This window comes from Phaeobacter sp. S60 (assembly GCF_000826845.1).
In the GTDB taxonomy this organism is placed as follows: Bacteria; Pseudomonadota; Alphaproteobacteria; order Rhodobacterales; family Rhodobacteraceae; genus Phaeobacter; species Phaeobacter piscinae.
In genome coordinates, this window is the sequence record NZ_JSWJ01000024.1 from 28,137 (window position 1) to 46,689 (window position 18,553).

16 protein-coding genes and 2 pseudogenes are annotated in these 18,553 nt (G+C 59.0%); 12 read left to right on the top strand and 6 right to left on the bottom strand.

The features are described from left to right. Nucleotides 1–78: 78 nt before the first annotated feature. Nucleotides 79–528: an Rrf2 family transcriptional regulator gene (locus tag OO25_RS19315; protein ID WP_040182151.1), complete on the bottom strand. Its 450-nt coding sequence runs from the start codon at nt 526–528 to the stop codon at nt 79–81. Between the two features lie 148 nt (nt 529–676). Here OO25_RS19315 and hmpA point away from each other — a divergent pair, with 148 nt between their 5' ends. The 8 genes from hmpA (at nt 677) to OO25_RS19360 (ending at nt 10,566) form a co-directional block, all read left to right on the top strand. Further along, complete coding sequence (hmpA, locus tag OO25_RS19320) at nt 677–1,867, top strand: NO-inducible flavohemoprotein (protein WP_040182154.1); 1,191 nt, start codon at nt 677–679, stop codon at nt 1,865–1,867. A gap of 504 nt (nt 1,868–2,371) precedes the next feature. Then, entirely contained in the window at nt 2,372–3,499 is a 1,128-nt protein-coding gene (locus OO25_RS19330; RefSeq protein ID WP_241770570.1) for an acetyl-CoA carboxylase biotin carboxylase subunit family protein, read from the top strand. A gap of 46 nt (nt 3,500–3,545) precedes the next feature. Then, nucleotides 3,546–4,967 carry an FAD/NAD(P)-binding protein gene (locus tag OO25_RS19335; RefSeq protein ID WP_175304844.1) on the top strand — a complete coding sequence of 474 codons (1,422 nt, stop codon included), beginning with the start codon at nt 3,546–3,548 and terminating at the stop codon, nt 4,965–4,967. Then, nucleotides 4,967–6,049 (top strand): AbrB family transcriptional regulator, encoded by a 1,083-nt coding sequence (locus tag OO25_RS19340; protein ID WP_071233290.1) that lies wholly within the window; start codon nt 4,967–4,969, stop codon nt 6,047–6,049. The genes OO25_RS19335 and OO25_RS19340 overlap by 1 nt, the downstream gene beginning before the upstream one ends. Further along, nucleotides 6,042–7,229: an ATP-grasp domain-containing protein gene (locus OO25_RS19345; RefSeq protein WP_175304845.1), complete on the top strand. Its 1,188-nt coding sequence runs from the start codon at nt 6,042–6,044 to the stop codon at nt 7,227–7,229. Before OO25_RS19340 ends, OO25_RS19345 begins: the two co-directional genes overlap by 8 nt. 71 nt (nt 7,230–7,300) lie before the next feature. Then, a complete protein-coding gene (gene dmpG / locus OO25_RS19350) occupies nt 7,301–8,341 on the top strand; it encodes a 4-hydroxy-2-oxovalerate aldolase (protein WP_040171852.1) in 1,041 nt (346 codons plus the stop codon). Then, nucleotides 8,338–9,249, top strand: a complete 912-nt coding sequence (locus OO25_RS19355; RefSeq protein ID WP_052465726.1) for an acetaldehyde dehydrogenase (acetylating) — start codon at nt 8,338–8,340, stop codon at nt 9,247–9,249. The genes dmpG and OO25_RS19355 overlap by 4 nt, the downstream gene beginning before the upstream one ends. Nucleotides 9,250–9,306: 57 nt before the next feature. Further along, the gene (locus OO25_RS19360; RefSeq protein WP_052465727.1) at nt 9,307–10,566 is read left to right on the top strand and encodes an aminotransferase class I/II-fold pyridoxal phosphate-dependent enzyme; all 1,260 of its coding nucleotides are present in this window, start codon (nt 9,307–9,309) and stop codon (nt 10,564–10,566) included. Between the two features lie 49 nt (nt 10,567–10,615). Here OO25_RS19360 and OO25_RS19365 read toward each other — a convergent pair whose 3' ends face one another. Further along, nucleotides 10,616–11,833, bottom strand: a complete 1,218-nt coding sequence (locus OO25_RS19365) for an MFS transporter (protein WP_040182242.1) — start codon at nt 11,831–11,833, stop codon at nt 10,616–10,618. Between the two features lie 454 nt (nt 11,834–12,287). Here OO25_RS19365 and OO25_RS23285 point away from each other — a divergent pair. Both OO25_RS23285 and OO25_RS19375 read left to right on the top strand, forming a co-directional pair. After that, nucleotides 12,288–12,686 (top strand): annotated as a pseudogene (locus OO25_RS23285) (tyrosine-type recombinase/integrase). Between the two features lie 24 nt (nt 12,687–12,710). Continuing rightward, nucleotides 12,711–13,893 (top strand): annotated as a pseudogene (locus OO25_RS19375) (IS91 family transposase). A 374-nt stretch (nt 13,894–14,267) separates the two neighbouring features. Here OO25_RS19375 and OO25_RS22855 read toward each other — a convergent pair. The 3 genes from OO25_RS22855 to OO25_RS19385 all read right to left on the bottom strand — a co-directional run bounded on the left by OO25_RS22855 (nt 14,268) and on the right by OO25_RS19385 (nt 16,499). Beyond that, nucleotides 14,268–14,597 (bottom strand): hypothetical protein, encoded by a 330-nt coding sequence (locus OO25_RS22855; protein WP_139044803.1) that lies wholly within the window; start codon nt 14,595–14,597, stop codon nt 14,268–14,270. Between the two features lie 42 nt (nt 14,598–14,639). Next, on the bottom strand, nt 14,640–15,485 hold the full coding sequence (locus OO25_RS19380) for an alpha/beta fold hydrolase (RefSeq protein WP_139044804.1): 846 nt from the start codon (nt 15,483–15,485) through the stop codon (nt 14,640–14,642). A gap of 81 nt (nt 15,486–15,566) precedes the next feature. Next, entirely contained in the window at nt 15,567–16,499 is a 933-nt protein-coding gene (locus OO25_RS19385; protein WP_071233291.1) for a DMT family transporter, read from the bottom strand. Nucleotides 16,500–16,638: 139 nt separating this feature from the next. Between OO25_RS19385 and OO25_RS19390 the strand changes: the two genes are divergently transcribed. Beyond that, entirely contained in the window at nt 16,639–16,860 is a 222-nt protein-coding gene (locus OO25_RS19390; RefSeq protein ID WP_040182166.1) for a helix-turn-helix domain-containing protein, read from the top strand. A 160-nt stretch (nt 16,861–17,020) separates the two neighbouring features. Here the strand turns inward: OO25_RS19390 and OO25_RS22635 are convergent, their stop codons facing one another. After that, on the bottom strand, nt 17,021–17,290 hold the full coding sequence (locus tag OO25_RS22635; RefSeq protein ID WP_082035370.1) for a DUF1272 domain-containing protein: 270 nt from the start codon (nt 17,288–17,290) through the stop codon (nt 17,021–17,023). A gap of 63 nt (nt 17,291–17,353) precedes the next feature. Here OO25_RS22635 and OO25_RS19395 point away from each other — a divergent pair, with 63 nt between their 5' ends. Continuing rightward, a complete protein-coding gene (locus tag OO25_RS19395) occupies nt 17,354–18,337 on the top strand; it encodes a GlxA family transcriptional regulator (protein WP_040182169.1) in 984 nt (327 codons plus the stop codon). Nucleotides 18,338–18,553 lie beyond the last annotated feature (216 nt).

The window sequence follows — 18,553 nt, forward strand, 5'->3', positions numbered from 1 at the left end:
GCAGCCCGGTCTGGCGGCGACACCGCGAGGCGCAATCTGATGACAGGCAACCCGCGCTGCCTCTCCCTGTACACCTCGTTACACCTGAGGCGTTGGATCGGCGCCGTCACCACCGTCCAATAGCGGGGTCAGTACCGGGGCAGGGGCGGCGATCAGGTCACTGAGATGATAGGCCATCAACACATCGGTAAACGCTTGCGCCGCCTCGCATAAGACCCCTTTCAGACGGCAGTTTCCGACCAGAAGGCAGCTGCTGCAATCGACGATCTCCATCGGTTCATTCATGGCTTGGACAACGTCCCCGACGCGAATCTCCGACGGCTTCCGACCGATTTGGACCCCGCCGGAACGGCCGCGAATGCTATGGACATAGCCGTGACGGACCAGCTCGCTGATGATCTTCATGACCGAGCTGGCAGGCAGCTGGTGCATGCGGCTCAATGTCTCAATTTCAAACTGCTGATCGGGCCGTGTAGCCAATAAAATAAGGAGCCTGAGGGCATAGTCTGTTTTCAGATTGAGCTTCATCTCTGGCTCCGGATGGCGGGGTCTGCGGGGGTTTAATATTCATTCTGGTTGAATGTTTGTATAGCACAAATATACATTCACTTTAGTTGAATGTTTTAAAGCCGCCCGGACGTCCCGGATTTGGCAAATGCAGAGAAGGATCAGACCAATGGCACAGCCCCTGTCAGAGCAGAGCAAGGCGATTGTGACCGCAACCGTTCCCGCACTGGAGGCCCACGGCGGCGCCATCGTGGCGGAGATGTATACCCGCCTGATGGCGGATGAGGACATCCGGGCGCTGTTCAACCAGTCGCACCAGCAGGGTGACTCCAGCCAGCATGCGGCGCTGGCCAGCGCGATCCTGGGCTATGCCCGCAATATCGACAATCTGGGCGCGCTGAGCAGCGTGGTGGAGCGGATCGTCAACAAACATGTCAGCCTGCAGATCAAGCCTGAACACTACACCCATGTGGCCACCGCACTGCTGGGCGCAATCGAGGCGGTGCTGGGGCAGGCGGCAAGCCCAGAGGTGCTGGAGGCTTGGGGCGAGGCCTATTGGTTCCTGGCAAACCTGCTGATCGAGGCAGAGCGCAAGATGTATGATGATATCGCCAATGCCGAAGGCGGTTGGGAGGGCTGGCGCGAATTTGCGATCACCGGGATTGTGCGCGAAAGCGCCTCGGTCAAATCTTTCGTGTTGCGCCCGGTGGATGGCGGGCCGGTTCTGCGGCATCAACCGGGACAGTATCTGGCCTTTGATTTTGATCACCCGGACACTGGCAAGGCGCGGCGCAACTATTCGATCTCCTGTGCGCCCAATGGCGAATACTACCGGATCTCCGTCAAGCGAGAGCCAGGCGGTGTGATCAGTGGCTGGCTGCATGAGGTGGCGACCGAGGGCACCGTGCTGCGGGTGGCCGCCCCGGCGGGGGATTTTGTGCTGAAGGACCGACCAGAGGGCGAAGTGGTGTTGCTGTCTGCCGGTGTCGGGCTGACGCCGATGGTCGCCATGCTGGAAACGCTGGCGGCCAATGATCGCAGCGCCACCTACCTGCATGCGGCGGTGGATGGTGACAATCTGGCGATGGAGGGGCTCAGCAAATCCTTGGCCAAGCGCAGTGTGATCTTCCTTGAAACGCCGAGTGACGCAGACCGTGCAGCGGCGCGCTATGATGTCGAGGGGCGGATCACCCCGGATTGGCTGGCGGCCAATACCAATACGGCAATGTCCGATTACTACATCTGCGGCCCCAAAGGGTTCATGGCGATGGCCATCGCAGGGCTGCGGGCGGCGAATGTCGATATGGATCGGATCCATTTCGAGTTTTTCGGTCCGGCGGAGGATCTGGGCGTTGCCTGAGGGTTGCCCGAATCACGGGTGAATCATTTTGGGTGACTCTGTCGCTCAAAGATATCGATGGCCGTGGCGGAAAACCGCTGCGGCCATCATGCTTTGAAGACCCTCTTTATGGGGTTGTCGAGGTGGTTGTGCAGTTGCGGCATCTGGTCACCTTGTCGCTGTATGCAATGGGATGCGGGCTTTATTGGCCGCGCAAGAACGCCCCAGAAAAAGGGAAATCCGCCTGACGTGGTGGCGGAAAAACGCTCACCTTTACGTTGTGTAAGTTTCACAAAACTGCCGCTTGACGGATAATAAACATCCTGTAAGTTGCGTAAAAACACGTAATAGGCGAACGAAACTTTCCATCAAAGCCTATTGAATCATTACCAAAGGCTCCGTCCTGCCATGAATATTATTCTATTTTTACCGCCAAAAATCCTTCTACAACATGGAGTTACGGATTGGATTGACGCTATCGGCACGCAGAGTGTGATATTAACCTGTGCCAGCGCCAAGGAGGCATTGACGCGCAGCGTCCAGGATGGGCTGGATATCCGCTTCTTTCAAAATTTCAACGATAGTCCAGAGGTTGAACTGGCGGCGATTGATATTGCGCGATCGCTGCCGGACCCGCTGTGTGTCGCGCTCGCTGAGATCGACGTACTGCGGGCGGCGCGGGTGAATGACTACCTTGGAGTGTCCGAGAATGCTGCGGCGCAGCTAGAGTTGTTCCGCGACAAACATGCAATGAAGATCCGGGCGCGGGACGCAGGTCTGCCAGTCAGCGAAATGGCGGTGGTTCGCAGTGCTCTGGACATCCGTCACTTTGTCGACAGGCTGGGTTATCCGGTTGTCCTGAAGCCCCGGGACGGGCGCGGCTCCAACGGTGTCTGCGTGATCCGGGATGATGCGGCTCTGGCGGACTGGCTGGCGACGCAATCCAGTTCCACCTTCTACAACACGATGATCGAATGCTTTGTTGCGGGGGACCACTATATCGTCAACGGGCTTTATGTGGCCGGGCAGCCGATCCTGGTCTCGCCGGTTCGAGTCATGACTTCGGCGCTGGATTTCCTTGGTGGGCGGTCACATGACCTGCATATGCTGGAGGCGACAACACCACTGCGCGACCGGCTGGTCGCCTATTCCCGTCGCCTGATCGAAGAAGTGATGCCCTCGCCGCCAACGCTGTTGTTTCACCTGGAGGTGTTCGTCAGCCCAGAGGGGCGGATTATTTTGGGGGAGATCGCCTCGCGCCTGGGCGGTGTGTTCTTCAATCAGGAAATGACCGAGGCCTGGGGTATCGATCCGCGCATGACCTACCTCAAGGCGATGAGGGATCCCGGTTTTCAACGGACACTGAGGCCACAGATGATGGCGGAGCCGGAGCGGCTGGTTGGTCAGCTTTGCGTGCCGCCACGAGAAGGTGTGCTGCAAACCGTGCCGGAAAATTGTCCGTTTGACTTTGTGCGGGCCTATCGGATGAGCGGCGTCGTCGGGCGACATTATGGTCAGATGGCCTTCACCAATGCTGAAATTCTGAATGCCATCGTCGAAGGCCGGGATGAGGCCGAGTTGCGCGCGCGTCTGCGGCAGTTGGAGGATTGGTTTCACAGTGCCTGCCAGTGGCAGACTGCTGCGGCAGCCTGATCAGCCCACCCGCCCCATCCACGAAGCCCAAAAAAGGATGTCCCTTATGAAAATCGCCGTTCTAGGCGCGGGTTATGCCGGTGTCTCGGTGCTGGAAAATCTGGTTGCCACGCTGCCCGACCTGTCGGTGCTATCACTGGATGTGTTCGACAAGAGCCGCAGTTTCGGGCCCGGTGTGGCCTATCAGGAGGATGCCGAGACCAATCTTCTCAACCGGCCTCTGAAACTGATGTATCTGTCGCGCCGCAATGATTTTCGTGATTGGCTTGTGCAGACCGGTGCCCGGGAGGCAGCGGCGGATGAGGATGGGTTCCTGCAGCGGGCGATGTTCGGACGGTTCCTGCAAAGCCGGTTCGACGAGCTGTGCGGGATGGTGCGCGGTGCCGGTGGGCGGATCCGCATCATCGGAACCGAAGTGGAGGCGATTGCCCCCAGCCGCCGCCCGGATGCGCTCTATCAGCTGTCCTGGAACGGCAGCGGGTCCGATTATGACATGGTGTATCTGTGCCTTGGCACCAATCTTGAAGCGGACCCCTATGGGCTCAGCGGCACCCCCGGTTACTTTCGTTCGCCCTACCCTGCGGCGCGGCTCCAGGCGCTGCAGCAGTTGCGGGTGGGCATATTGGGCTGCCGTCTGACCGCCTACGACGTGGCGCTTGGTGTGGACGGCCGCAAGATGCTGATAACGTCGCGCCGGGCCGGGCTGCCCAAAGCGGTCACTGCCTACCGTCCGGTGACGCTGGGCCATCTGACTACAGAGGGGCTGGCGGCCTTGCGGGAGGGCTCAGACGGCGGGCGCGTTTCACTTTCGGCGGTGATGGAAGTCTTTGAAGCTGAGATGCAGCATCAGGGGGTGGATGTTAGTTTTGCCGACCTGCTGCGCGGGGTCGACAGCGCCGACAATGATCTGGTGTCGAGCGTCCTGGCCGAAACGAATATGCTGATCCCGCAGCTTTGGGCCAGTCTGAGCGACCGTGCAAAGTCAGCGTTTCTGCGCCACTTCCATCGGCTCTGGTCGAATATGCGGGTGCCGATTTCGCGCACCAATGCGGATCGCATTGCGGGCTTGCAAGCCAGCGGTGCGCTGAGCCATCGCAGTGGTCTGCGCGATGTCACCTTCTGTAAGGGATGTTATCACATGGAGTTTGCCGATGGCACTGTTGAGGTGGACGCTGTGGTCAATGCGACGGGTCTGCAACGGGGGCTGGATGAGGCCAACCCGCTGATCCGCAGCCTGTTGGATCAGGGGTTCGCCGAACGGGATGCAACCGGCGGTATCAAGGTTCAGCTTGAGGATTGCCGGGTCACCACCCGTGACGGACGCCCTTCGCCGGGATTGTTTGCGCTGGGTCAGCTGACCTGCGGAACGTTTTACATGGTCAACAATATTGATGTGATTCATCATCAGGCCCGGATCGCCACCCGCTCTGCGCTGGCCCCGGTTGACACCCTGCGGAGCGTGGGTTGATGCTGCGGAATTTTGCTATCACCCTTCTGTTGGCCTGCGCCGGGTCAGCTCTCGGCTATCTGAGCGGGCTGCCCTTGGGACAGCTTCTAGGGGCGGCGGCGCTGGTTCTGATAGCCTGCCGGATGGGATTGGCGCTGGCGACGCCTCCCGCGGCAATCGTGGTGATCCAGCTCATTCTGGGGGCCAGCGTTGGTGCGCTGCTCAATGCCGAAATGCTTCAGGGGATGGCGGATCTGACCATCCTTGCGGGGCTGCTGATCTGTATGTCAGCGCAGTTGGCGGTTGGTTTCACCTGGCTATATCGGGTCGAGAAATGGACCCGCACCGAGAGTCTTCTCGGGGCGGTGCCTGGTGCCATGGCAGCGGTAATGACCTTGACCGGGGAGGAGGGCAAGACATCGGCCAAGATGGTTTTCGCCCATATGGTGCGGATGATTGCGCTACTGGTTGCGGTGTTTTTGATTGCCGGGCCGCAGGAGGAGACGCTGGAGATAGCCGCGGTGCCTGATGGGCCTGATAACACCGCAATTTGGGCCGGGTATGTCTCTTTCTTGCTGCTGGCAGCAGGCGCCTATATCGCCGGACGAGTGCTGGAACGTTTTGCCATGCCGGCACCCTATATGGTGACCGGGTTGATGCTGGCGGCGGGGGTGAACCTCTGGCTCGGGGGCGACCCAATTGTGGTACCGGAGCCGCTGGTGCTGTTTGCTATGGCGCTCCTTGGCGGGCTAATCGGCATCCGGCTGAAAGATATCACCCGTCACGATATTGCCAGCTACCTGCGGGCCGGGCTGATCGTCACCTCAATCACTTTTGGCATCACAATCGCTATGGCGTTCGGGTTTAGCCTGCTGACCGGTCAGCCGTTTCTGGTGTTGTTCATGTCCTGGGTGCCCGGCGGTGTCGAGGTCATGGTTGCGACAGCGCTCGCGTTGGGATTGGAGCCTGCTTTTGTAATGCTGAACCATGTGCTGCGCATGTCGGTTCTGCATATCGCGCCGATGTTCATGAGCCGCGATTTCTTCCGCCCCGACCCACAGGGCATCGAAAAAACTACAGATGAGAGGGGGCGTCATGTCTAAGCCCATGCAGAACATCCTGATGGTCGGCGGGCGTGACCATACCTTTTTCCGGATTGGCGAAATGGGGCTGCGCTACAGCGCACTTCAAACCCGTGCCCATCTGACCGATCACCTCCTGGATCATGCCGAAACCGTCGTGGTGACAGAATATGAGGATATCGACAGCAGTGTGGCACTGGCAGAGGCGCTGCACCGTAAAACGCCATTTGATGCGGTATTCTCCTTTGCCGAATATGGTTTTCTCACGGCTGCGCATATCGCTGAGGCGCTGGATCTGCCCAGCAACTGCCAGGTGGCGACGGTACAGCTGACCCGCAACAAGTTGCGGATGCGGGAGGCGCTGCGCGCCTGCGGCATTGGGGATGTGCCCTTTGCCCGAATAGGGACTGCGGAAGAGATCGCCACTTTCGCCGCCCGCCATGGTGACTGTGTCATCAAACCAGCGGAGGGCGGAGGCAGCGAAGGCGTCTATTTTGTCGATGCCACGACGGATATCAGCACTGCGCTGTCCCATGCATTGCAGGTGGGCCGTGAGGAACTGATGGCCGAAGCCTTTATTCCCGGCGCGGAATATAGCGTCGAGACTATGTCGGTGGAGGGCGAGCACCGCATTCTGACCATCACCGAAAAATCCACCAGCGGCGCGCCCTACTTTATCGAAAGCGGCCATGTTCAGCCCGCCGCATTGAGCGACGAGGACGCAGCCTGCATCGGTGAGCGGGTCCGCATATTGCTGGATGCGGTCGGCTACCGGACCGGACCTGCCCATACCGAGGTGAAGGTGAGTGACGGGGAAGTCTATGTGATCGAGACACAGACTCGCAATGGCGGTGATCAGATCTGGGAGCTGACCCTGGAGACCACCGGTGCCGATGTCTTCAAGGAGACGTTTGCCGCAATCTTGGGGCTGGACTATAGTGCGCCCCCCGCCGCCGCGCAGGCGATGGCGATCCGATATATATTCGCGCAGGACCGGGTGTTGGACGCGATCACAGGACTGGACCTCGCCGCGCGAGCAGAAGGCGTAACGCGCGTGCATTCCTCTGCCGAACCCGGAACCCGCTATGATACCGTGTTGTCTGCTGCATCGCGGGTGGCCTATGTGCTGGCCCGCGGTGACAGCCGGGAGCAGGCCCTCGCTCATACCGAGGCAGCCGTAGCCCAGATTGAGCTGAGGTAATCCGGCAGGATCGCGCAGCCCCCCTTTTTACTTTCATCATTCATCCCTGATCCATGACAAGGAGCCAGACCATGGCCATTGCCATCCACGACCCGACTCTGCGCGACGGTAATCACGCCATTGCCCACACGCTCAGCCTTGATGATATCGCCGCCTATTGCCAGACCGTTGATGACTGCGGGCTGGATGTGGTTGAAGTCGGACATGGCAATGGTCTGGGGGCGTCCTCCTTACAGCTCGGGATGGCGCGCCATGCGGACCGCGAGATGCTGAACACCGCCCGCGCAAATTTGACCCGTACCAAACTGGGCATTCATGCGATCCCGGGTTTTGCCAAGATTTCCGATATCAAGGCAGCGATTGATATCGGCGTTGATGTGTTCCGCATCGCCTCACATTGTACCGAGGGCGATCTGACCCAGAGCTATATCGAATACGCCCGCAGTCAGGACAAATATGTGCAAGGGGTGCTGATGATGACGCATATGGCCCCTGCGGACGTGCTGCTGGCGCAGGCACAGCGTCAGGTTTCCTATGGTGCAAACGCCATTGTCCTGATGGATTCCGCAGGCAATTACGACCCGCGTGACACCCGCGTGAAGATTGGTTTGCTGGCCGCTGAACTGGGGGTTCCAGTTGGCTTTCACGCGCACAATAATCTGGGTCTAGCGATTGCCAATTCCGTTGCTGCCGCCGAAGCTGGGGCGACCATATTGGATGGCACCCTGCGCGGGTTTGGGGCTGGTGCCGGCAATACCCAGCTGGAGGTGCTCTGCGCTGTGCTGGAACGCTATGGGTTTGAGACCGGCACCGATGTGTTTGCGCTCTGCGAAGCGGTGGAGGCGCTGCCGGATCTGCCTCCGGTGCAGCGCCGTACGATCGTGGGAACCTCCAACCTGATCAGTGGCATCTACGGCGTCTGCGCAGGATTTGAAAAACACGTGACCCGCGCGGCGCAGGATTTTGGCGTCGCCCCCCGGTTTATCTATGAGGAACTGTCGCGCTGCAACGCTGTTGCCGGGCAGGAAGACCTGATCATCTCAGCAGCGGCGCGCCTGTCGAAATCTGCACCTCAAACACCGACGCATCCCCGTGAAGGAGTGACGACATGACCCTAAAAACCGCCATTATCGGCAGCGGCAACATTGGCTGCGACGTGTTGTGCAAAGTACAGCGCTCGGAGCTGCTGGAGTGTACGCTTTTCGCAGGGCGCAATGCAGCCTCACCGGGGCTGGCATTGGCCCGTGAACGGGGTGTTGCGGTGACGGATCGCGGCGCGGAGGGGCTGTTTGCTGCACTCGACACATTTGATCTGGTGTTCGACGCCACATCCTCGGCCGCGCATCAATCCCATGCGCCAATGCTGGAGGCGGCAGGGAAGGTGGTGATCAATCTGACGCCGGCCCCCAATGGCGCGCTTTGCGTGCCGTCTCTGAATGGCGATGATCTGCTGGCGGCGCGCAACATCAATATGATCACCTGTGGAGGTCAGGCCTCGATCCCGATTGCGCAGGCGATGACGGAGGCCAACCCGGATATTCATTACCTTGAGGTGGTCTCCTCAATCAGCGCGGAAAGTGCTGGACCAGCGACACGGCTGAACCTCAATCACTACATCGAGACCACCGAGAGCGCTTTGAGACAGTTCACTGGCTGCTGCAACGTCAAAGCGATCCTGAACATCAACCCGGCCAAGCCCAATGTTTATATGCAGACTGCGATTTCGGCACTGGCGGCGCAGCATGATCTAGCAGTGACCGAGGCGGCCATCGCCAGGGCCGTGGCGCGGCTGCGGGCAGCTGTTCCAGGCTATGACGTGATTGTCGAGCCACATGTCACCGGGGATCGGCTGTTCACGATGGTGCGGGTGACAGGGGCCGGGGATTATCTGGATCCGTCTGCGGGCAATCTGGACATCATCACGGCTGCGGCCACGAAGATGGCCGAAGCGGTCGCCCGTGATCGGGGCGAGCGGGGGCCAGCTCCGGCGGAGGCATTGGCGATGGAAAGCGTGGCGTGATGGCTCATCTGGATACCAACACGGCTATGGTCTTTCCCTTTGTTGAGCGAGGCCACCATGCCTGACCTGGCCACGGACCATCGCAATACACCCTTTTGCCCGATCCTTGAGTTGGCGGGCCGCATTCAGGCGCGCGGCAAGCCCGTGGTCGATTTCTCGATCGGTGTGCCCAATTTCACGCCGCCGCAGCGGGTCTATGACGCCGCCATCGCGGCCATCCATGCGGATCAGTGCCGGTATGGCCCCAGTCGCGGGGAGGCGGGACTGATCGCCGCGTATCTGCATTATTTAACCCAGCTGGGGCAGGATCAATTCGGTCCGGAGAGCATCGCCGTGGGGCAGGGGGGTAAACACTTGCTCTATTCTCTGTTTCAGGTGCTGTTCGAACCCGGTGATACCGTGGTTATTCCCGCGCCCTGCTGGCCGACATATTTTGACATCGCGCGGCTGAGTGGAGTGGCGGTGCGCACGCCATACTGCGGGTTGCAACAGGGCTATAAGTTGGATCCGGCAACGTTGGAGGCGGCGTTGGGTGGACGGGTCGTGGCGCTGGTGCTGAACAACCCATCCAACCCCACCGGTGCACTGTACAGCCGGGCAGAGTTGGCGGCTTTGGCCGCAGTGCTGCGCCGCCACGATGTCTGGATTATCAGCGATGATGTCTATCAGCGATTTGTCTATACGGATGAGCAGTGTCCGCATCTGCTGGATATTGCCCCGGATCTGGCGCCGCGGATCATCAAGGTGGACAGTATCTCAAAGCTGTATGGGATGCCGGGCTGGCGCGCGGGGCTGCTGGCGGCGGCGCCAGAAGTGGCGGAGGCTGTGACGGTGCTGAACAGCAATTCGATCTCAAATATGCCGCCCATGGTTGCTGCCGCGGCAGCGGAGGCGCTGGGTGGCGACCAGGGGTTTTCGCAGCGGATGACGTCTGGCTACCGGGCTCGACGTGACCTGTTGTTGACTGCCTTTGACAGCGCACCGCAGATCCGTTGCGCCCGCCCCGGGGGGGCCTTTTACCTTTTTCCTGACATCTCCCGGGTGTTCGGGTCCATGCATGGGACGCAGATGATCAGCACCGATGAGGATCTTTGCAATCTGCTGCTGGACAGCTATGGGGTTGCAGCTGTTCCCGGGCGCCACTTTGGGGCACCGGACAATATCCGCCTGTCTTATGCGATTGATGTGGATCAGGTGCGGCAGGGAGCGAGCCAGATCTTGCGGTGCCTGGCTGAGCTGAAGGAAAGACCCAAAGCTCCGCGCTCGTCTCCTACCCCGCCGACGGCAGGGGTTGCGGCGATGGAAACGGTGTCCTGACAGAGATGTGGCGGGCAGGTTTCTGCCTGCCCGCTCTCGTCCCGCCTGGTCAGTCCAGCCGCAGCCGGAAGGTGGCATAGGCCAACAGTAGAAGACAGCAGGTTGCCGATAGTACAAACGGAGCGCGCAGGGCGATGTCACGGCCCAGGTCATGCTCCAGCAGCGCCACCACAGTGCCACCGGCCAGCGCGCCCAATGGCATAGACCCCCAGCCAAAGCAGCGGTAGATGCTGTTCACCCGGCCCAGCAGCTCGGAGGGGATGCGCCGCTGGCGCCAGGACACGGTGATCACATTCCAGACCATGGCTGCCGCCATCACACCAAACATCGCCAGCGCCATGACAACACCGTTGCTGCTGATCCCGATCAGCGCATAGCCGACCGCCCAGCCTGCAATTGACAGATATAGACAGGGCTGCACCCCGATCAGACGGCTGAGGCGCGGTGCAATCAGGCTGCCCGTCACGGCCCCCAGAGCGGCAACTGACAGGACAAACCCGTATTCCGTCGCGCTGAGGTCGAGCACCTCCTGCGCAAAGAGCACCTGAACGGTGATGGTTGCAGTGGCGAGGAAATTGGCGATGCCCAGCACGATGGCAAGACGCAGCAGCAGGGTGTCGCTGCGCATGAAGCGGATGCCCTGCATCAGCGCCGTGCGAAACCCTTGCTGGACCGGGGCACGGGGCGACAGGCTGATCAACCAGACAAAGCCGGCCGCCAGCACCAGCGCCACCACATCAAGCCCAAAGGGGATGGCAATGCCGGATGCAATCAGCAGACCTGCCAGAGGCGGGCCGATGAACTGGCCGGTCAGTTGCTCGGCCGTCCACATCTGGCCATTCGCCGCCTCAAGATCGGTGGCGGCGACAATATCGGGGAGGATGGTCTGGGCGGCATTGTCGCGGATCACCTCCGCCGCCCCCAAGACAAAGGCCAGCCCGGCCAGCGCCCAGATTGCCCCCGGCACTGGCTCGCTGAGTGCCAGCATCAGGATCGCCAGCACGATCACCGCGCGCAACAAATCGGCGCGGGCGATCAGCTTGCGCCGGTCGGTCATATCCGCAATCACCCCGGCAGGCAGCGCAAAGAACAACCACGGCAGCCGCCCGGCGGCGGCCACAGCGGCGATGGCCACCGGATCACGGGTCATCAGCGTGGCCAGCCAGGGCAGCGCCAACAGGATGAACCCATCGCCCAGATTGGTCAGCGCCCCGGCCGTGAACAACAGGCGATAATTGCGATTTCTGAGCAGAAGAGGGGCGGCCATCGGTGCCTCCGGTTGTGCAGTTGGTCTGATGCTAGCGCCTGCTTGCCGGGCTGTCACGGGGCGGGGCCGCATGACCAGCATTGGCGGCCCGGCAAGGTCACGGGATGATCCGGCTGCTTGAGGCGCCCGACCGGCTGGCAATGGCTGAGCAACGGTGGTGATGCGCACCATGATCCACGGAAAGAGCATACCGAGCAGGGTTACCCTGGGGGTGATATAAAGTCCGAACAGGATCGCCTCAATCGCGGTATTGTCCTGCTGAAATTTTCTGATCGCGTCGAAAGACTCGGGCCACTGAAGGGGGTCCAATGCCATCGCTCCTTTTGGGGTCCATTGCGAGACGGAGCGAAATGACACTCTAAGGGATTTTGGCAAAGCCTCCACTCACACACGGCGCGGCGGACTCAAGGAGAGAGCCCTGAGCGGAGGTGTCAAAATCTCGCTGCGTGTGCGGATGATCGAAGATATGCGTATCAAAGGGCTGGGCGAAGGCTTGCAGAAAGCGCATATCAGTGCGGTTCGGTATCTTGCCGAGTACCTTGGGCGGGCGCCGGATGCTGCGGTGTTCGAAGACTTGCGCGCCTACCAACTTCATATGATGGACACGCCCGTCACGCCATCGACTTATAACGCGTGACGTGTCGGGCTGCGCTCAGCATTTCCTCTGGCACCGGGCGTCGCGCGTCAGAGCTTTGCGACCGATCTTCTTGAAGCGGGGACAGACGTCCGCGTGATCCAGGTTTTGCTCACACACGCCAAACTGAGCACGACGGCGCGCTTCACCCATGCTGCAGCCAAGCTGATCCGCGACACCGCCAGCCCCTACGAGTTGCTGGTGCAACTTCAAGGCTGAAGGGTGGAGTGACGGGTTGAGACGTTGCCGCGCCCGAAGCTGGAGGTTGCTGACATCTTTCGCACTCATGGTCCTGCCTATCAGCGGGCCAATGCTGGCTTCTGAACCTGAGCCAACTGCGCGTCATGTCAGCGATTGAGGCCTGCCGCACAGAAGCGCTCGGCGGGCATGTAGCCGCCTGCAGCAAGTGCAACCATCCGCATATCGCTTATACCAGCTGCAAGAGTCGGCATTGTCCAAAGTGCCAGGCACCTGCGGCCCGCGACTGGATGGCAGCACGTGCCGAAGACCTGTTGCCCGTCGCGTATTTCCACGTGGTCTTCACGCTCCCGGCGGAGATTGCACGCATTGCGCATTGGAACAAGCGCGCGGTCTACGGCCTCCTGTTCAAGGCGTCGGCGGAGACAGTGGCGACCATCGCTGCCGACCCCAAACGCCTCGGCGCCCGCGTTGGCATGACCAGCGGGCTGCACATCTGGCGATCAGCGTTGACCCATCACCCGACATCCACCTGATCGTCCCAGGGGGTAGGCTGTCGTGGGGCGGCCGCCGATGGGTCGCGCGCAAGCCGGGGTTCTTTCTGCATGTACCCGTGCTGTCGCGGCTGTTCCGGCGGTTGTGTGTCGAAGGGCTGATGGCCTTGCACAGTTTCGGACCGCTGAAGGTAATCCGCGATCTCATCGATTTGACGGACGCCAACGCTTTCGCTAAATGGCTGGCCCCGCTGTGCAAAGTGGATTGGGTGGTCTATGCCAGGCCACTCTTCGGCGGGCCAGAGGCAGTGCTTGCCTGCATGAGCCGGTACACACATCGCGTCGCCAGCTCAACCCATCGGCTCGTCAGCGCTGACGCCGACACCGTGGCGTTTAAATGGAAGGACTACCGGATCAAGCGCGGGGACGGGAAGAAGGTGATACGCCTGCCGCCCGACGAGTTCATCCGCCGCTTTCTGAGGCCTGTGCTGCCAGACCGCTTCCACCGCATCCGCCACTACGGCTTCCTCGCGGGCAGCGGGCGCAACGAGAACGTCGCTCAGATCCGCGCGTTGCTCGGGGACATCAAATCCGTTGAACCATACCAACCGCCATCGCCCCTCACGTTGCGCGAGTCATGCCCTGACTGCGGTGGGCCAATGCGCATCATCGAGACCTTCCAGCGTGGGCAGTTACCTCAAACCCGAGCGCCACCAAGAAAGCAGGCCGCATGATGAATCGCAAATCTTCTGAGCATCCTCTGATCCGACACGCAACATGCCGGTCAAATACAAGCTTTGGCTCAATGTCATCAATGCGTCGCGGCGGGAGCAGGGCTATTGCGACACAGCACACGAGAATGCTCAACCCTATGTCAAAAAACCCGACGCTGAGCCTCCAAACTCAGAAAAACCCGCAGAACTCCAACCTGTATCAGGGACCGGAGCCCGCGCTTTCCCCATAGCACGGCGCTGGCGTCCCGCGGCTTCCACCAATTCCCCAACTGAGTCGTTCTTCGTATGTCGGCATCAGCTTGTGATGAACCGACGCAATTTGACCGTCGGCGTTAATGAAAACGCAAGAGCAACAATTCGTGTAATTGCCACGGTCAGCGGTGCGTTCTGCGATTTGGCACAACCGCGATCTTACGTTGGTCTGCGGTCCTGCAGATCGGCGACAGGTGTCCGTCCGGAATTGAGACCGATTGCGCGAGATAAAGCGCATGCAAGTCTTTTTGAATGCCGGAATCAAATCGAGCAGCATCAGCGCGCGTCAACCACAAAGGATATGCGGGTAAAAGTGTTTCACCGAGCGCAACCAGATGTGCGCCTTTGTCTGCAGCTCGCCCGATTGTCTTGATATTTTTCTTTGTCGTTGCTTTGCGGTCGAGAAAGACCGGAGCTAGGGATCCTACAATTCTAATGGTTTCAATCGGCATGAACCGAAATTACTTCAACAGGACATGGATCAATTTATCGGTCTATAGAGAGCCAAAAAAGTGTTTAATCTCCTGTTCCGAATAGGATGGCCGTTGATAGTGCACAAAGTGGCCGGCATTTGGGACTGGCTTAAAGTCCAAGTTCGAAAAATACTCATCTAGTTTGTCTGCATATTCGACTTTCAGGAATGGCTCGTCTGCTCCCCAACGTACACATGTCGGTGTATCGATTGAGGGAACTGGCGGTGCTTCGCCTTTCATCATGGCTAGGCGAAGTGGGTGGAATGCGGCGTACCAGTTGAAGCCTCCTTGCAGATTGCCTGGCTGAAGGAAGTTGTCCACCCAGACTTCCAGGTCATCGTCAAAGACGTTCGGATCCTGAGCCCAGTGTGCAAGCAGATTTTTCAAGTAGATACGAACCGTTTCGCGCCTCGATCCGATAAGCTCAGCGGCCCATTTTTGCTGATGAAAGCCCTGGTACCAGATCTCGTTGAAATTCTCTGGTGCGATCTGCCTTGCGCCAATACCGGCATAGGGGATGTTGAAGAAAAACAGCCCGTCGACACGATCAGGAAACTGTCGCGCAAACGAATGAGCTATGGTCGCCCCAATATCGTGGCTGACAATACCGACTTTCTCCAGCCCAAGTGCATCGAGCAGGCATACGAAGTCGGTCAGGTGGCAATCAAGCGTATAAGCCTTGTCAGCAGGCGCGGCGGGTTTCTCACTCTGGCCAAAGCCGCGCAGATCGGGTGCGATCACGTCAAACGCGGTGCTTAGCCCGGGAATGATTTTATGCCATGTGTACCAGAACTCCGGCCACCCGTGCAGAAGAACTAATGGGCGGCCATGCCCCTGTCTGACATAGTGGAGGCTAATCCCGGTCACATCCGCAAATTCGTGCTGCCAGTCTGTCTTATCAATGATGCACCAATCTTTCTTTCTTCAGGCGTGGTTCGTATTCCGCTTTCAACTTCGCCTATCGCATCCAGCGGTGAGGTTCTTTGTCCAGGGGCTTGCTTTGACCAGCCCGATGACTGGTTCCCACAATCCGGCTAATGATATTACTCCTATGCCTGTGATCTCGCGCAGCCCAAAAAGTTCTCCCGCCCAGATGGCGGCAGTCACGACACCCGCGCTGATCTCGGTCATGAACAAAATCCCGAGCAAACCGGGGCTGAGCAAGGTTGCGCCCCACATCACAGCGAATGCCGGCGGGACCACAAGAAAGCCCACTACCGGCACCAACCAGGGCAGTACATTGACAACGGTTTGCCAATCGGGGGCAGAATATGTTCCTGCCTGCGGAAGGGATGTCAGCAGAAGCGCGGCGAAACTGCCCCAAGCAAAGTACGACAGGGTAAAATCCAGCCCGTTGTTCTTGTCATCGGATCGCATTCGTACCGCAGCCAAGGCCCAGACGATACCTGCCGCCAACCCCATCACATCTCCGACGTTGAAGGTCCAATAAAACCCGGCATCAAGTTCCAAAACGATCATCAATCCAACCAGGCCCAACCCGATCGTAACCCATCGCGTGGCTGAGATGGTCTCGCCGATCGTCACGCGTGCCAGCAAGGTGCTCCAGAGGGGGGTTAGGTAATACAGCAGCAGCGCCTGCACCACATCGGTGAAGATAAGCGCCCCGGCATAGAGCACCAGCGATGCTCCCGCCAGCATACCGGAAAAATTCAGTGGCAACCCACCTCGCATCAGGTTCCGCCATCGCAAGAAGTAGATCGGAAGCAGGAGCAGTGTGGGGATTAGATAGAACAGAAACACGGCCCAGGCGCCCGAGACACCTGCGTCGGTCAGGGCACGCAAAGGGATCCAATAAATCCCCCAGACTACGCCGGACCCCGCAACAGCCACCATCGCGGTATGTTCGATATTCCGTTTCATATTGAGTGAAGTCCTGTCTTGAAGCGGCCACAAATCCTCATTTCTTCATTCCACAATCTGGCAAGGCACACTGGCGGATTCCGGACCGTGAAATCTGACAAGCTTCGACAAGCCTGCTGGCGGATGTTGGCTTGGGAACATGTTGAGTTTCGACGAATGTGAAGCCGCGCGGCTGCTGGACGGCGGGGCTACAAAGACATCCGATATTGCCTTTCAGGCCGGGTTCGGCAGCATTCGTCAATTCAATTCGGTTTTCTCTGCGGCTTGCGGCATCCCACCTAGCGAATATCGCGCGCGCCCGGCGCAGCGTCCCGGAAAGCAAATCCAGGGCTCGCGCAAGAAAACTGGAACCAATCATTGACGGGTTTTCCTGCATGACTGCGGTCTTTTTTGCACATCAGGGAATTGAAATGTAAGCATGGCGAAAGTGTCGCTGACGTTTGCTCGGATCGCGTAGTGTGTTGGCACGCTGAATGATCGGAGAAAAAGTCGGACAAGGCGACCAAGGGCTGATGAATTGATCATTTGGTCGCGTCCGGGAAAAGGGTCTTATACCAAGACGCATTGCTGTTAATGAACCGCTTGTCAGACGGGGGGTTGTCTCTCAGGAATCTCGGTGGCCGGATCGGCCGCTGCACCTGATCACCGCCACAGTTCGGGCAAACCCCTTGAAAAAATGTATCGCTGCACTCGGCACAAAATGTGCATTCAAAGGTGCAAATGCGGGCATTTTCGGTCTCTGGCGGCAGGTTTACGCCGCAACATTCACAATTCGGTTTGAGAGCCAGCATACCAGCGACCTTTCTGTAGGGCATGTCTAGACTATCGAACTGAAGCTTGGCATAAATGACAATATGCCCTCTAAAAATGCCAAAACTCCGAAGACGGTTCTGTTTGTCGTTTTCCCACAGGTGAAACTTCTCGATATCGCCGGTCCGCTACAGGTCTTCTCGGATGCCAACGACGAGATAGAAAATTGCTACGAAGTTGTTGTCGCTTCATCGGGGGGCGGCGACACGCTTACCGATACGGTCTTGCCGGTCGCAACCCGCGCACTCGAAGACTGCCGTGCGCTTGTCATCGATACGTTGATCATCTCAGGCGGTGAAGGTGCGTACGCTGCATCACAAAATCCGGATTTACTGGATTGCATCAGGTATCTGGCCGCACGTAGCCGGCGAGTGGGTTCGGTTTGCACTGGTGCCTATGTTCTGTCAGCGACCGGATTGTTGGAGGGCCGCAGGGTTGTGACCCATTGGAACGACTGCGCGCAGTTGCAATCCGATTTCCCGCATGTATGCGTTGAAATGGATCCGATCTACATAAACGACGGCTGTTTTTGGTCCTCCGCTGGCGTCACAGCGGGCATCGACATGGCGCTCGCGATGGTTGCCGAGGATTGCGGAAAACACGTTTCGCTGGCGCTGGCGCGGTCACTGGTTGCCTACATGGTGCGACCTGGAGGGCAGTCTCAGTTTAGTGCGGTTCTGACCAACCAGTCGAAAGATACGATGGGTCAGTTTGATGAGTTGCATACCTGGATCGAGAACAACCTTGCGTCGCGGATCAGTGTTGAGAAACTTGCGACAATCGCAAAAATGAGCGCCAGAAATTTTTCACGCGTCTACAAACGGAAAACCGGTCAATCTCCCGCCAAAGCCGTCGAGACGATGCGTGTGGATGCCGCGCGCCGGCTACTGGAGGGCAGTGGATTGCCGGTTAAAACGATCGCCTTAAAGACTGGATTTGGTGATGAAGAACGTATGCGGCGCGCCTTGCACAGAAGCCTGCATGTTTCGCCAAATGAATATCGTGAGAGGTTCAATTCCTCCAACTGAAATCGTTCCAGTCGGGCGAAGCTTCCCGGATGCTATTCAATGACGACGACAACATCCGCCTCGACCTGGGTTTGCCAAACGGTATCCCCTTGCGGTCAATATTGGCTGCGCTTGGGTCGACTGTCCACGATCCTGACCGTGTTTAAAGCGCTTCGTTTCCTTTGCCCGTCGTTGCAACCAACCGTCCGCCAGAATGGTCGGAGCAATACTGACTAC

Bases quoted from the DNA above. Each gene is read 5' to 3' on its own strand.
- OO25_RS19315 (WP_040182151.1), bottom strand. From the start codon at position 528: ATGAAGCTCAATCTGAAAACAGACTATGCCCTCAGGCTCCTTATTTTA.
- hmpA (WP_040182154.1), top strand. From the start codon at position 677: ATGGCACAGCCCCTGTCAGAGCAGAGCAAGGCGATTGTGACCGCAACC.
- OO25_RS19335 (WP_175304844.1), top strand. From the start codon at position 3,546: ATGAAAATCGCCGTTCTAGGCGCGGGTTATGCCGGTGTCTCGGTGCTG.
- OO25_RS19340 (WP_071233290.1), top strand. From the start codon at position 4,967: ATGCTGCGGAATTTTGCTATCACCCTTCTGTTGGCCTGCGCCGGGTCA.
- OO25_RS19345 (WP_175304845.1), top strand. From the start codon at position 6,042: ATGTCTAAGCCCATGCAGAACATCCTGATGGTCGGCGGGCGTGACCAT.
- dmpG (WP_040171852.1), top strand. From the start codon at position 7,301: ATGGCCATTGCCATCCACGACCCGACTCTGCGCGACGGTAATCACGCC.
- OO25_RS19355 (WP_052465726.1), top strand. From the start codon at position 8,338: ATGACCCTAAAAACCGCCATTATCGGCAGCGGCAACATTGGCTGCGAC.
- OO25_RS19360 (WP_052465727.1), top strand. From the start codon at position 9,307: ATGCCTGACCTGGCCACGGACCATCGCAATACACCCTTTTGCCCGATC.
- OO25_RS19365 (WP_040182242.1), bottom strand. From the start codon at position 11,833: ATGGCCGCCCCTCTTCTGCTCAGAAATCGCAATTATCGCCTGTTGTTC.
- OO25_RS22855 (WP_139044803.1), bottom strand. From the start codon at position 14,597: ATGCCGATTGAAACCATTAGAATTGTAGGATCCCTAGCTCCGGTCTTT.
- OO25_RS19385 (WP_071233291.1), bottom strand. From the start codon at position 16,499: ATGAAACGGAATATCGAACATACCGCGATGGTGGCTGTTGCGGGGTCC.
- OO25_RS19390 (WP_040182166.1), top strand. From the start codon at position 16,639: ATGTTGAGTTTCGACGAATGTGAAGCCGCGCGGCTGCTGGACGGCGGG.
- OO25_RS22635 (WP_082035370.1), bottom strand. From the start codon at position 17,290: ATGCTGGCTCTCAAACCGAATTGTGAATGTTGCGGCGTAAACCTGCCG.
- OO25_RS19395 (WP_040182169.1), top strand. From the start codon at position 17,354: ATGCCCTCTAAAAATGCCAAAACTCCGAAGACGGTTCTGTTTGTCGTT.